General features: G+C 69.4%; 11 protein-coding genes and 2 pseudogenes. 6 read left to right on the top strand and 7 right to left on the bottom strand.

The genetic code is table 11. From position 1 onward, the window contains the following. Nucleotides 1–30: 30 nt before the first annotated feature. Complete coding sequence (locus R4Z63_RS25175) at nt 31–2,172, bottom strand: hypothetical protein (protein WP_384446735.1); 2,142 nt, start codon at nt 2,170–2,172, stop codon at nt 31–33. A 263-nt stretch (nt 2,173–2,435) separates the two neighbouring features. Between R4Z63_RS25175 and R4Z63_RS25170 the strand changes: the two are divergent. Together R4Z63_RS25170 and R4Z63_RS25165 are read left to right on the top strand one after the other, a co-directional pair. Further along, a pseudogene (locus R4Z63_RS25170) lies at nt 2,436–3,291 on the top strand (IS5 family transposase). Then, nucleotides 3,288–3,686, top strand: a complete 399-nt coding sequence (locus tag R4Z63_RS25165) for a hypothetical protein (protein WP_384456663.1) — start codon at nt 3,288–3,290, stop codon at nt 3,684–3,686. The pseudogene R4Z63_RS25170 and the gene R4Z63_RS25165 overlap by 4 nt, the downstream one beginning before the upstream one ends. Here R4Z63_RS25165 and R4Z63_RS25160 read toward each other — a convergent pair. The 3 genes and pseudogenes from R4Z63_RS25160 to R4Z63_RS25150 all read right to left on the bottom strand — a co-directional run bounded on the left by R4Z63_RS25160 (nt 3,683) and on the right by R4Z63_RS25150 (nt 7,035). Then, a complete protein-coding gene (locus R4Z63_RS25160) occupies nt 3,683–5,713 on the bottom strand; it encodes a sacsin N-terminal ATP-binding-like domain-containing protein (protein ID WP_384456630.1) in 2,031 nt (676 codons plus the stop codon). The two genes, R4Z63_RS25165 and R4Z63_RS25160, sit on opposite strands and share 4 nt — an antisense overlap. A 72-nt stretch (nt 5,714–5,785) precedes the next feature. Then, a complete protein-coding gene (locus R4Z63_RS25155; RefSeq protein ID WP_384456663.1) occupies nt 5,786–6,184 on the bottom strand; it encodes a hypothetical protein in 399 nt (132 codons plus the stop codon). Continuing rightward, nucleotides 6,181–7,035: pseudogene (locus R4Z63_RS25150) on the bottom strand (IS5 family transposase). The gene R4Z63_RS25155 and the pseudogene R4Z63_RS25150 overlap by 4 nt, the downstream one beginning before the upstream one ends. A gap of 468 nt (nt 7,036–7,503) precedes the next feature. Between R4Z63_RS25150 and R4Z63_RS25145 the strand changes: the two are divergent. From R4Z63_RS25145 to R4Z63_RS25130, 4 genes are all read left to right on the top strand, one after another. Next, a complete protein-coding gene (locus R4Z63_RS25145; RefSeq protein ID WP_384452081.1) occupies nt 7,504–8,388 on the top strand; it encodes a phosphotransferase in 885 nt (294 codons plus the stop codon). Next, nucleotides 8,385–8,612, top strand: coding sequence for a hypothetical protein (locus R4Z63_RS25140; protein WP_384452084.1), 228 nt, complete (start codon nt 8,385–8,387; stop codon nt 8,610–8,612). The genes R4Z63_RS25145 and R4Z63_RS25140 overlap by 4 nt, the downstream gene beginning before the upstream one ends. Before the next feature lie 33 nt (nt 8,613–8,645). Then, on the top strand, nt 8,646–9,809 hold the full coding sequence (locus R4Z63_RS25135; protein WP_384452087.1) for an NUDIX domain-containing protein: 1,164 nt from the start codon (nt 8,646–8,648) through the stop codon (nt 9,807–9,809). A gap of 222 nt (nt 9,810–10,031) precedes the next feature. Then, complete coding sequence (locus tag R4Z63_RS25130) at nt 10,032–10,541, top strand: GFA family protein (RefSeq protein WP_491522593.1); 510 nt, start codon at nt 10,032–10,034, stop codon at nt 10,539–10,541. Nucleotides 10,542–10,557: 16 nt separating this feature from the next. Here R4Z63_RS25130 and R4Z63_RS25125 read toward each other — a convergent pair whose 3' ends face one another. The 3 genes from R4Z63_RS25125 to R4Z63_RS25115 all read right to left on the bottom strand — a co-directional run bounded on the left by R4Z63_RS25125 (nt 10,558) and on the right by R4Z63_RS25115 (nt 13,060). Further along, nucleotides 10,558–11,139, bottom strand: coding sequence for a serine hydrolase (locus tag R4Z63_RS25125; protein ID WP_384452090.1), 582 nt, complete (start codon nt 11,137–11,139; stop codon nt 10,558–10,560). A gap of 89 nt (nt 11,140–11,228) precedes the next feature. Further along, nucleotides 11,229–12,104 (bottom strand): serine hydrolase, encoded by an 876-nt coding sequence (locus tag R4Z63_RS25120; RefSeq protein WP_384452202.1) that lies wholly within the window; start codon nt 12,102–12,104, stop codon nt 11,229–11,231. Next, nucleotides 12,095–13,060 (bottom strand): LysR family transcriptional regulator, encoded by a 966-nt coding sequence (locus R4Z63_RS25115; protein WP_384452093.1) that lies wholly within the window; start codon nt 13,058–13,060, stop codon nt 12,095–12,097. The genes R4Z63_RS25120 and R4Z63_RS25115 overlap by 10 nt, the downstream gene beginning before the upstream one ends. Nucleotides 13,061–13,422: the final 362 nt, after the last annotated feature.

Raw genomic sequence — 13,422 nt, 5'->3', positions numbered from 1 at the left:
CAGGTCTTCGGAACGCCACGGCTGGATGACCTATCTATCCTCCTCAAGTTGGTACACCCGGCTGTGCGCCCCTCTGATTCCCGTGACCGTCACGCTACTGCTCGGACGGCAAGTCAGTTGCTGGAGCGGCTGCGGGATGATGCGTACGGAGACGGGGGCGGTTCCGGCCTCCAGCCCGGAGACGATAACGAGGAAGAAGTCGTCGCTCTCCGATGCTCGCTGAAATTCCGCAGGCGTCAGCAGCACCATGTCCGGCTCGGCGTCCTTATATGCCTTGAGTTCGTAGAACCGCGACAGGGCGTCCACCGCGTCGGCGCCGAGGCCGCGTTGGGCCCGTAGGTCACGCAGCCAGTCGTCGTCGGTGGCGAGTGCCTTGCGCACCACGTCCAGAGCCACCCTTTCCTGCTCCGTACCCGTGTAGGGGCGCGGTGGCGTGTGCTGTTGGGGGATCGCCGATCCGGCGCGAGGCTGCGGCAGGCCGGACGTACCCGAGGTGTACCCGCTCGGCCGTGCGCTTGGCGCGACCGCGGCTGCGTGCTTCGCCGGCGTGATGATGCCGCTCGGATCGACAAGCCTGAGCCTGCCGGGGTCGACGAGCCTCCGCGGTGGAGCGGCGGGGGGCACAGGCGGGGCTGACGGCCCCGGAGGCGATGGGGTGCTGGAGGTAGGCGGCAGGACCACTGCCGTCCGTGGGGTACCGCCCGTTGCGCCGGCCTGCGCTTTGGTCGCGGCACGGCGTTGGTCCACCTCGTCTCCGAGTTCCCGAAGCCGTCGTTCACGTTCGGCCTCCGCCGCTTCCCGGTCGCGCCGCACCTGGTCGTCGGCAAGGCTCAGTTGTACGGCCGTACGGCCCTTCTCGGCCTGGTCACACGCTGCTCCCCAGGCGAGGGCCACCTCGCGGCGGCTGCCCGGAAACCGGGCGGCGATCGACCGGCCCACCCCAGATGTGCGTGTCAGAGCGGCTGTGTCACGGACGTACAACGTGCCCGAGGGCCAGTCGATCCCGGCGTCCACGGGCACGTGCACCGCCCCGCCCGTGTCCGGAAGATCGAGGCGGCAGGCCAGGTGAGGGGCGATGCATACAGTCAGGTCGGCCAACTGGTCCCACGAGCAGTCCAGGGACTGGGCAACGCTCGCGGCGTTGCGCTGCAGGTCCTCACGGAGGTGGGTAACGGCTGACCGGACCAGCGCTGTGGCGTCCGGGTCGGTCGGGGCCGGGCCAGGGCTGTACACGGTGACATGTTCTGCGGCGAGCTCGCTCACACGAAGGGCTCCGATCAACGGCCGGAACTGCTCAAACTCGGCTCCCGGGCACCACACCGCACGTTCCCTACCCAGCGCCTCGGCTACCACCGGGTCTTCGACGGCGTACACGGGCCGCTTACTTCGCCATCCGTGGGTCGTCCAAAGAGGGAGGCGTCCCAGACGCTTGGCCGTCAACGCGCCGGGATGGGTGCGGCCCAGAGCGGCGAGCATCTTCAAGGTCTCCAGGACGATGGACTGGGTCGTCCCGTCCGGCTCGTCCCGGCCCTGCTTCCGGTCCCGCTGTGCCAGTTCCTTGATCACGGCCGTGGCGTCGTCCACAGTCGGCAGGCGCACTGCGAGCCGCTGCCAGAACTCCTCACTGCCTGGAAACGTGGGAGCAAACACACGGAGTGGACCGAAGAGCGGCGCCCCCCGCAGGCACTGGCTCGGCCGACGCCAGCCGGAGTCCGTGAGGACGAGGCCGCTCCCCTCGCCGAACGCCCGGAGTACCGAGCCCAGGGACATCTCCCCCGAGGCTTCCGCGCCACGGCTGAAGGTGCGCTCGGCCAGGGCTTGGTAGAGGATCAGCGCCGCGGGCACATCCCTGTCGCCGCCCTCTTCTTCCCGTCGGCGCAGGCGCTGCAGACATGCCACGAGATCCTCGGTACGGGCCTCCGCAGAAATGCCCAGGGCGCGCAGCACATCACTGCGTCTGCCGACCAGTTGCTGGATCTCGGGATGGAGGAATCGCTCGTCGTCCGCCCCATACACAGCAACCGTGCCGGTGGTCCGCATACAGAGTCGGGCCGGGGCAGTCGGCGCGCCGCTACCGTCGTCCAGCCATGGTGTGTCGCGCAACTGCCAGAGCCAGAAGGCTGCGGTCCTGCCCCTGTTCTGCCATGCGTAGTAGTCGTAAACGGCATCCACCTCGTCGTGGTCGGAAAAGCGGTTCCATGCTCGCCCGAGGACGTGGAACAGCGCTGCCGCCCTGCGCCTGCGGATCTGCGGGTCCTGCTCCGCCGCTATGCCAGCGGCGACGGCACGTAGGTCGGTGCTTTCGTAGTCGTCGAGCGTGAACGTCGGTTTCAGAGGACGTTAAGTCCGTTCTTCCTCGGTTCGTGATCGCTCGATCGTGGTACTGATCGCCATGCCGGACACCTGCTAGACATGTCCATGCTGAGATGCGGGCCATGGAGAGAAAGCCGTACCCCAGCGACTTATCGGACGAGCAGTGGGCGTTGATCCAGCCGATGATCGCGGCCTGGAAGCAGGACCGGGTGGCACGGTCGGCGACCGGTGATCCCGGGTCCTGCGACCTGCGGGAAGTCGTGAACGCGATCTTCTACCAGAACCGGACGGGCTGCCAGTGGCGCTACCTGCCGCATGACCTGCCGGCCTGGTCGGCGGTGTTCTACTACTTCACGCTGTGGCGCCAGGACGGCCTCGACCAGCGCATCCAGGAACTCCTGCGCTGCCAGGTGAGGGAGAGAGCCCGCCGATTAGAGGACCCGTCCCTCGTGATCATCGACACCCAGTCCGTCCGCGCCGCGGCGGGTGTCCCGAAGACCACGACGGGGCTGGACGCGCACAAGAGGATGTCGGGCCGCAAGCGGGGACTGGCCCGTCGACGTCCTGGGGCTGGTCATCGGCGTTGTCGTGCTGGACGCCTCCGCCCATGACAACGCCGCCGGCACCGCCCTGCTCGACCAGGCCGCCGAGCGGTGCGGCAACCGCCTGGAGAAAGCCCTGGTGGACCAGGGCTTCAAGGACGAGGTCCTCATCCACGGCGCACTGCTGGACATCGACGTCGAGATCGTCCGCCGAAACCCCGCTGACCAGGGCAAAGGCTTCATTCCGCAGCCCAAGCGGTGGATCGTGGAGCAGGTCAACGGCACGTTGATGCTGCACCGCCGCCTCGCCCGTGAGTACGACCACCGGCCCGACAACTCCGCCTCACGCGTCTACTGGGCCTCGATCGCGAACATGGCCCGCCGCCTCACCACACCGTCTCCGGCCTGGCGCGACACCCTCGGGCTGGCCGCGTGAACGTCGCCGAGCTCCTGGCCGGCCTCCAGGCCCAGCACGACGAGACCACCGCCCGGGCCGCTGAACTACGCGACCAGATCCAGCACTTGACCGCCGCCCTGGCCGAGGCCGAAGCGCGACTCGCGGACCTGGCCACCACCGCCAAGGTCATCGCCGAACTTGCACCCGCTGGAGGTGACCCAGGCCCACCCGAGACGAACACCGCCTACCAGGCCATCGTGAACGCCTTCAACCAGCACCCCGACCAGGTCTTCCGAGCCCGTGAGCTGCACGAACTCCTCGACATGCCCACCGACGAGGCATCCGTCAACATCACCCGCAGCCGCCTCGGACGCCTCACCCGCCAAGGCTTCCTCACCCAGCCCGGACGAGGCTGCTACCAGAAACGGACTTAACGTCCTCTCAGAACTCGCAGGGCATCTGTGCGTGCCCGAGGTCCCGAGATGACGTCCGCCGGCAGCCCCTTCGGGCTCTGCGTGAAGCGTTCCCGCGCTCCCGGGTGCCTGCGCAACCTGGGCGCGGTCTCCGCTCCCAGGAGCCTCAGAAACTTACGGGCGCCCATCCCGGCGCCGCCCCGCTGCAGGACCTCGGCGTACCGGGGCCGCAGCCACACCAGCCCGGCCGTGCGACCGGCAGCAAAGGCAAAGCTCTCCTCGCGTTCCGAACTGTCCAGTCGGGCGGGCAGGTACGCCCTGCCGGGAGCGACGTCGATGTCTTCACGTTTCCCGGCCCGGTCGTAGCGATGCCCCTGCAACCGGATTGCGCAACCCACGTCGCGCCCCAGAGCCTCACGTTCGGGGTCCGGCACGCGTGCGAACCCGTCGCGCAGTTCGCTGAGCTGGTCATCCGTCAGCCGCAGTGCATTCGGGCCGCCGCTCCCCGCCGCGCCGATGGCCGCACGGCGCCGGATCACGGCCACCGCGTCCGCGTCGGTCAGCAGCACCCCCCGCTTACGGAGCCACGCCCTCACCGACCGTGCCTCGTCGGTGTCGGCGAGGAAAGCGGGATGGATCTCCCGGGAGAAACCGAGACTGGCACCGAGGCCCCGCGGGGCGTCGGTGAACACCACAGGTTCCGCGGGTCGGGGCACTCTGTGGCGACCCCCTGAGCTGTCCTCGAGCCAGCGGCTCGACAGCAACGAGGAGTAGATGTCCGCGGCAAGTCCCGCCGCAGCGAGGCAGATGTTCGCCTGCGGCGACCGAGTTTCGTCGTCGAGGAGGCACAGCGCGTCGTAGAGGTCCACCGTCACGGGAGCCGAACCGTCGTGGTTCTCCCAGTCCGCCAGCACCTCACGCCATCGGCCTTCCTCGTCCCTCACCACCCCGGGCAGTACAGCGGTCCGCTCCGCGACGCGGGAAACCTCCTCTTCGGTGACCACGCCAACCAGCGTCTCGTCTTCCACCGCGAGATCGTCCAGGCCGAGTGGTCCCTGCTCCGCGACGTCCAGGACGAGACCATGGGACACGCCCGCCCTGGCACGGTCGAGGAGCAGTCGCTCCAGCGCGGCGACCGGGTCACGGGAGTCGCGCACGTCGTCGGGGAGCGGCACAGCGCGCCAGGCCCGTGCGGGTTCTCGCCGGAACTGCCACAGGACAGCGGCCGTCCACAGGTCGCCCACCAGTTCATTCAGTGCGCGGTTCCAAGGGGTGTCGTCGAGCGCCTGACGGCTGGCGATCGGGTCGAACTGGGCGCTGACGCAGATGGCCAGAGTGGTGTCCGCGACCGGAAGACCGGCGTAGATCCGCCCGGCGTCATCGGGTCTGAGAGGAAGAGCCACAGCGATTGCGGTGGTGGGCCCGACCGCCTTGTGGGACCGGTTGATCCCGGAGGGGCTGGGAACGGCCGTACGGCACACCAGCCACTGGGACCCGTCGCCGGCGCGCGCCTCGCCGGTCTCCACGTCGACGCTCCGCCCGCCCACCGCAGCCTCGAACGGCTCGCCGGCCTCTCGGACGAGCGCCAGCCGGTGCCGGACACCACCATGCTCGTCCAGATGCGTGACAGTTCCGACACTGCCGAGGAAGAGCAGCGCGCTGTCCCCCCATTCGGCAAGCCACGCATCCACCTCGTCCGCATCGAGCACACCCGGCTCCAGAGGAACGCGCAGAACCGTCCAGGTGTCGCCCGCGAACCAGTCGGGCACCGGGAACGGGTCGGCCACGGAGAGGTCAGGATCCCCGACACGGAACCGGTAATGCCCACAGTGAACCTCCAGATGCGGGGAGAGGGACTGGAGGGTCATCAAGCCGATCCCGAACCTGCCGGTGGATTCGGCCTGCTCTGCCTTGCTCGTCAGCCAGGGCATCGCCAGGGCCAGAACGTCCGGCAGCCGTACGGGACTGCCATTGTGGGTGACGAGGAGTTCCCGTCCCATTGTCAGAATGCGTACGTCCGTGGCACCGAGGTCCTCGGCGTTCTGCACGAGCTCCGAGAGACCCTGGAGACGGTCGCTGGACAGATTGCCTGCGTGATCTCGGGTACGTCTCAGAGGACGTTAAGTCCGTTTCTGGTAGCAGCCTCGTCCGGGCTGGGTGAGGAAGCCTTGGCGGGTGAGGCGTCCGAGGCGGCTGCGGGTGATGTTGACGGATGCCTCGTCGGTGGGCATGTCGAGGAGTTCGTGCAGCTCACGGGCTCGGAAGACCTGGTCGGGGTGCTGGTTGAAGGCGTTCACGATGGCCTGGTAGGCGGTGTTCGTCTCGGGTGGGCCTGGGTCACCTCCAGCGGGTGCAAGTTCGGCGATGACCTTGGCGGTGGTGGCCAGGTCCGCGAGTCGCGCTTCGGCCTCGGCCAGGGCGGCGGTCAAGTGCTGGATCTGGTCGCGTAGTTCAGCGGCCCGGGCGGTGGTCTCGTCGTGCTGGGCCTGGAGGCCGGCCAGGAGCTCGGCGACGTTCACGCGGCCAGCCCGAGGGTGTCGCGCCAGGCCGGAGACGGTGTGGTGAGGCGGCGGGCCATGTTCGCGATCGAGGCCCAGTAGACGCGTGAGGCGGAGTTGTCGGGCCGGTGGTCGTACTCACGGGCGAGGCGGCGGTGCAGCATCAACGTGCCGTTGACCTGCTCCACGATCCACCGCTTGGGCTGCGGAATGAAGCCTTTGCCTGGTCAGCGGGGTTTCGGCGGACGATCTCGACGTCGATGTCCAGCAGTGCGCCGTGGATGAGGACCTCGTCCTTGAAGCCCTGGTCCACCAGGGCTTTCTCCAGGCGGTTGCCGCACCGCTCGGCGGCCTGGTCGAGCAGGGCGGTGCCGGCGGCGTTGTCATGGGCGGAGGCGTCCAGCACGACAACGCCGATGACCAGCCCCAGGACGTCGACGGGCCAGTCCCCGCTTGCGGCCCGACATCCTCTTGTGCGCGTCCAGCCCCGTCGTGGTCTTCGGGACACCCGCCGCGGCGCGGACGGACTGGGTGTCGATGATCACGAGGGACGGGTCCTCTAATCGGCGGGCTCTCTCCCTCACCTGGCAGCGCAGGAGTTCCTGGATGCGCTGGTCGAGGCCGTCCTGGCGCCACAGCGTGAAGTAGTAGAACACCGCCGACCAGGCCGGCAGGTCATGCGGCAGGTAGCGCCACTGGCAGCCCGTCCGGTTCTGGTAGAAGATCGCGTTCACGACTTCCCGCAGGTCGCAGGACCCGGGATCACCGGTCGCCGACCGTGCCACCCGGTCCTGCTTCCAGGCCGCGATCATCGGCTGGATCAACGCCCACTGCTCGTCCGATAAGTCGCTGGGGTACGGCTTTCTCTCCATGGCCCGCATCTCAGCATGGACATGTCTAGCAGGTGTCCGGCATGGCGATCAGTACCACGATCGAGCGATCACGAACCGAGGAAGAACGGACTTAACGCCCTCTCATATCCGCACCATCCCGGGGTTTCACGTCCGACCGAAATACACACGTTCGATATCGCGGCTGGCTCGTTGAGTCCCGCGAACCTGCTTCGACCACGAGGGGGACAGCTTGACGGTGGAAGACACATCCAAACAGGCGCGCGCAGACGAAGCTGAGGGAACTCGTCCGGACAAAGCTGGCGGGGGCCAGGAGGAGGAGTTCCAGTACCGGGACGAGTCTCGGCTGGGGGCGGCGACGATGGCCTGGCGCCTGCCTGTATTGGTGCGGCGGTCGCTGATGATGGCCCGGTTCTCCAACCGCACCGAACCCGAGGGCGGCGTACCTTGCCGAACCGCCCTCCCCCGCCCGGGCACGAGGTCTGCAGGATGAGCCGGCCAAAGCCACTGCCTGCGGCTCTGCGGCGCTGGGCGGAACAACAGATCGGCCCCGTCGTGTCCGTCCGCGACGCCTCGCACGACTGGGACCGCTCCCGGGTCTGGAACCTGGAAGGCGAACGCGGGGTGCACCACTATCTGAAGGTCTCCCCCAGTCAGAAGTTCTTCACCCGTGAGAGCCGGGCATACCGCCACGTCGTCCCCGCCCTCGGCCACACGCGGGCCCCCCACCTCATCGACAGCCGCGCCCAGGACCTGGCCATGCTCCTCACCGCGGTCCCCGGCACCCCGGCGAAGCAGCTCGGCTTGGGCGGCGCCGAGTGGCGGGCCGTACACCAGCAGGCTGGAGTGCTGTGCGCCCGCCTCCACGAGGCGGGCGAACTCGAACGCGGCGACCGGGCGGAGGCCGAAGCCTCCTTGAATACCGCCGCCGACGGAGCGGAGAAGTACCTGGCTCGTACCGGGGACCGGCTCACCGAGGACGAGCAGCGGCTGATCCGAGACCACGCCGCGCGGCTCCGCCGCGTCGGGCCCGTGCCCGTCGGCTTCATCCACGGCGACAACCAGCCTCGGAACTGGCTGTGGTCAGAGCAAGGTCTCGCCCTCGTCGACTTCGAGCGCACCCGTCCGGCTGCCCGCGTCCAGGACTTCGTCATCCTCGCCACCACCCAGTGGGCCGACCATCCGGACCGAGAGAAGGCGTTCCTCCTCTCCTACGGGCGGAAGCTGTCCGACGCCGAGCAGCAGGCACTGCGCTTCCTGACCGCTCTGGACGCGGTCAACTGCCTGGCCTGGGGGCCGGACAACGATGACGACGAGGTCACGGCCCGAGGCCGGCGGACCCTGGACCGGCTCATGAGGGAGGTCCGGCCGTGAGCGCCGCACACCGGAGCATGGGGAACGCCATGGTGCTGCTCCAGCATCCCAGGGACGGGCGGATCCTGCCCGTCCGGCACCAGGCGGCGTCCTGGCGCTCCACCGGCCCGGCACTCCTCGGACTCGGCATCTCGCCTGCCGACGCCGAGCTGCTCACGACCGGCTGGTCCGTCGTACGCACCGCCGACACCGACGTCCTGCGCCCCTGCGCCCTACGCCCCTGACCATCCGCCCTCGCGAACGAAAGGAACCACCTCGTGCTCGACGTCGAAAGGCACGCCGGCGAGATCTGGACTCTCTACGGCCGCCACCAGCTCGGCCGCACCTTCGACCTGCCCGAGCTCGACGGTTGGGCCTGGGACATCCCTCAGGCCGGGCCCGGCATCGACACCCTCGGAGACGTTGCCGGTCTGCGCGTCCTGGACCTGGGAGCCGGGGTCGGCAGGCACGCCGCCCATCTCGCTGCCCTCGGCGCCGAAGTCACCGCCGTCGACGCCTCCCCCACGCAGCACCAGCGCGCCCTCGACCGCTACCCCGACGTCCCCGGCCTGCGCCTGGTCTGCGCCGACGCGGTCGAGCACCTGCGGCAAGCCGCCCCGTACGACCTCATCTACTCCGTCAGCGGCGTCCCCTTCCTGGATCCGCACCGCCTTCTGCCCGCCCTGGCCACCGGCCTCAAGCCGAGCGGCAGACTGCTGTTCACCGCCCTGCACACCAACTCGGCCGGCGCCGGGCCGTCCGACCCCGTCACCGCCCGTCCCGAGGTCCTTCGGCTGCCCGGCACGGACATCGAGCACCAGATGCACATGTGGGTCCTCGAACCCCAGTTGTGGGAGGACCTTCTCGTCGACCACGGCCTCGTCGTGGAGACAGTCACGACGATCGACTCCCCACAGGCCGGCCAGCCGCTGTCATACCGGCTCTACACAGCTCGCCGCCCGGACCGGGTGCCGAGCCGGCCCCGCTCGAACAACCCGCCCTCACCCCACGCCGCCGTAGGAGTGGGAGTGATCGTGCACGGCCCAGACGGACTCCTCCTGGGGAAGCACCGCCGCGGCACCTGGGAACTCCCCGGCGGCTCCGTGGAGCCTGGCGAGACCTTCGCCGAGGCCGCCGCACGGGAACTCGCCGAGGAAGCCGGCCTCGTCGCCGACCCCACCGGCACACGGGTGCTGGGCACGCTCCTCGACCGCGTCGGCGACGTCATCCGGGTGACGGTGCCTGTCCTGGTCACCCGCTGGTCGGGCGCCCCGCAACAGCGGGAGAACACCATCGGCTCCTGGCGCTTCTGGCCCCAGGATGCCCTGCCCCAGCCTCTGTTCGTTCCGTCCGCGCAGTGCCTGACCGTATGGGACCCGGCCCTACCGCTCGACCACCCACCCGCGCACTTCCAGCCCTACGACGTCCCTGATCACGCCTAGTCCCGCGATCATTTCTTCCCCCTGTCCCACAAGGGAAGGACTCGCTTCCCTGCCCCCGCTCCTCCCTCGCGTGTTCCGGCAGCCGGCCAGCCCACCGCCGTCCACCGGACCCGAACGGAGTTCGGGATCCCCGGGCCGCCACGGCAGCCCGTCACCGAACAGCCAGACGCCACCGACCTCACCATCGTCTAGCCCTCCTCTGACTTCGAAGCGAGGACTCGCATGAGCAAGACGCCACCCGCCCTCGGCACGCCGCCTGTGCCCACTCGGCCGCTGCCGGCCACCAGAGCCGGATCGGATGCTCCAGCGCCGGTCCGAACGGGGCACTGCCAGTGCGGTCGGATCTCATACCAGGTCACCGGCGTGCCGGATGATCCGCATTTGTGTTCGTGTGTCCATGAGACACGAATCTCCGGCGGACCGGCGGTTCTCTGGGTGGGGTTCCCCTTGGACTCCCTGACGTGGACCGGGCCCGGGGGCGAGCCGAAGTGGTACGCAACCTACCCGACCCTCCGGCGCGGATTCTGTCCCGCCTGCGTTATGCAAGCGGAACACGTGTCCAGGTACGTTGTGTCTCACGAATGGGGACGGTACCGCGCCCTGAGCTGGAGCCGATCTGCACCGAGCTCGTGGCACGGTGGCCTCGGAGCGTCGGCTTCTCCATGCGCCGTTTGTATCGCCAGAGCACGGCCTGCACGAAGGGCACCTTCGCTGAGCAACAACCAGGGCTGACCGTGCGCTACAAGCGTCAGACACCACCGACGCGACGCAGAAGGAGGCCGGCGGCGGCGTTGTCGCTGACCGTTGTCATGAGGTAGGCGGCGTCGCGCAGGGAGATCCGGACGGGGTCGTGATCGCGGTCTGCGGGATCAAGCGATGCGGACCGCGAGGCGGGCGCTTCGCTTCCGCAGGCCCAAGGCCACGGCAGGGAGGAGGCACCCGTTCGGTCTTGTCCGGGTCGCGCCCAGCGGGAAACGAGGAGTAACTGGCTTACACATCCAGCATCGGAGGCTCCATGACGATCACCCGTTTCCGCACAGTTGCCGTCGGCCTGCTGTCGGCGGCTCTGCTCAGTGTCCCGGTTGCCCAGGCCACGGCGCTGCCTGGGCCCGCGGCCCGCCCCGCCCCTGGCCCTACCATCACCATCGACTGCGGAGCCGGCCCTGATGTCACGATCACTGTCGAGTTCCCGCCCGACTGCAGATCGGCACGGTGTCGGGCCCAGTACTTGGCAGCCGTTGTGGAGCAGGCCAGGAGGTCGTGCACTTCCCTTCCCTGACCCCGGAGAGCCCTCGACTCCAGCCGGAAGACCGGTGCCGCTGAGCGGCACCGGTCTTCCATTGCGCGCTCTGGGGGGCTGAGGTTTTGGGGGTGGTGCGCCGCCAGACCCAGCGGCCTGTAGGGAGTCTTCCTGTATGCCTATCGGGTGCGCAATGCGTCGACGGCGATGCGGGCGGTAGTTCCGATGACGGCATCGACGGCGGGGAGGGTGGCGGCGGGGTTGGCGGCGCGGGTGAAGACGGCGATGGCGTAGCGGCCGCCGTCGGGGTATTCGATGACGCCGACCTCGTTGCGGAGGGTGGGCAGGGTGCCGGTCTTTCCGGCGACGTGGACGTCGTCGAAGGGGAATCCGGAGGCCATGCGGTGGGGCCAGACCTGGAGGCCGAGGATGCGGCGGATCGCGGCGCCGTGTTCGGGTGTGGAGGCCTCGTCGCGCCAGATCGCGGTAAGGAGGCGGGTCATGTCGCGGGGGGTGCTGTGGTTGGTGCGGGCGGGGTCCAGTGCGCGCAGGCGCGCGATGACGCGGGGGTCGGTCAGGGCTTGGGCGCCGGCGGGGCCGGCGTCTTCGCGGAGGGTGGCCTGGGTGTGGGCGAAGGTGTGAAGGGCGCGGGTGCGGGTGAGGCCGAGGTTTTGGGTGGTGGTGTTGACGGCGTCGAGGCCGACGTGTTGCAGGAGGAGTTCGGCGGCGGCATTGTCGCTGACGGCTGTCATGAGGTAGGCGGCGTCGCGCAGGGAGATCCGGACGGGGTCGAGCATCGCGGCCAGTCCGGTCGGGCCTGAGGTGCGTCGGTCGGGTGGGCATTCGTGCTGTTCGGTCAGGTCGAGGAGGCCTTGCTCGGCGTGCTGGTGGAGGGTGAGGAGCAGGCAGAGCTTGTGGACGCTGGCGGTGACGACGGGATGGTCGGCACCGGCGTTGATCTCGGCGCCGGTGTCGATGTCCAAAGCGTGGAGCCAGCCGGTGGCGCCGGCGTCGGTGAAGGCGGTGTGGATGCGCTGGAGGGGGTTCACAGCCAGTACTCCGATGCCGGGCGCAGGTGGAGGGGGCGCGGGGGAAGGTCGGCGGACACGCCGGTGGTGTTCCGTAGGACGTTGAGGGCGGCGTCGGCGAAGGCGAGGGCGGCGGCGTTGTTGCGGTCTTTGGGCCAGGCCGTGGAGAAGCGCCAGGCCAGCGGGGTGCCCGTCAGGGGGCGCCAGACGATGTCCTGGTCGGCGCCGTCGGCCGGGTGCCCGGGGGCGGGTGGGGTGAGGGCGATGGCGTTGACGGAGTGGATCAGGCCGCGGATGAAGCTGTCGCCCTGGCCGTGGCGGACGGTGTCGGGGGTGTAGCCGCCGCGGGCGCAGGTGGTGAGGAGCTCGTCGTAGAGGGCGGGGGCGTCCGCGCGGGGGAAGAGGATCAGGTCGTGTCCGGCCAGGGCGGAGAGCTGTACTTCGGCTCGTGCGGCCAGGGGTGAGCCCTGCGGCAACAGGACGCCGAGTTCACGGCGGAGGACGGGGCCAAGGTCGAGGCCGGCGGTGTCGCAGGGGTGGTGGATCACTCCCGCGTCGAGTTCGTGGGCGGCCATGCGGGCGAGCTGTTCGGCGGTGGACAGCTCGTGGAGTTCCACCTCCAGGCCTGGCTGGCTCCGGTGCAGACCGGCGAGGATCGCGGCGACGGACTCGCCGGCAATGCCGGAGGGGAGCGCGGCGCGCAGGAGGCCGCTGCGGCCGTCCCGGATGCGGGCAGCGTCGGCCAGGAACGTGTCGGTACGGGCGAGCAGGGCGCGTGCCTCGTCCAGAAGGAGCGCGCCGCCTGGAGTGAGGGTGACGCTGCGGCTGGTGCGCTCGAACAGCTGCACCCCGAGCTCCTTCTCCAGTCGCTGGATGCGCTGGGAGAGGGGCGGCTGCGCCATGCCGAGCCGTACAGCTGCTCGACCGAAATGTCTCTCCTCTGCAACAGCGACAAAGCACCGCACATGCCCGACTATGTCCACGAACAGCAACGATATCAGAAAGGCATCGTTCCAGGGTCGATTCAGATATTGGACACAATAGGGGGGGTAGTGCTGATCTCAGGGCATGTCCACCCCTTCGATTCCCGCTCTGGCTCTTATCGCCCTGCTGTTCGCGGTCGGCGTGGGCGCCTGCACCCTGGCATGCGTACCTGCCCCTGATGCCCGGACCGGACCCCGGCCGGAGTTTCCTGCGTCGGCACACCAGGTGCAGCAGGAACGCCTGCGCGGCACCGGTGGCCCGCGGCGTCTGCGCCCTCGCCGCACGCCCCCCAAGGCGTTGCAACCCCGGTCTGCCCGGGATTCCCCGCCGGGCGCATTCCCGCACCCCGGCTTCGGCCGTG

Source organism: Streptomyces sp. PL-29 (assembly GCF_058344425.1).
The sequence above is the reverse complement of the archived record's forward strand: the minus strand, read 5'-3'. Positions and strand labels throughout refer to the sequence as shown.

Excerpts from the sequence above, each read along its gene's own strand:
- R4Z63_RS25145 (WP_384452081.1), top strand. The coding sequence starts at position 7,504 with ATGAGCCGGCCAAAGCCACTGCCTGCGGCTCTGCGGCGCTGGGCGGAA.
- R4Z63_RS25130 (WP_491522593.1), top strand. The coding sequence starts at position 10,032 with ATGAGCAAGACGCCACCCGCCCTCGGCACGCCGCCTGTGCCCACTCGG.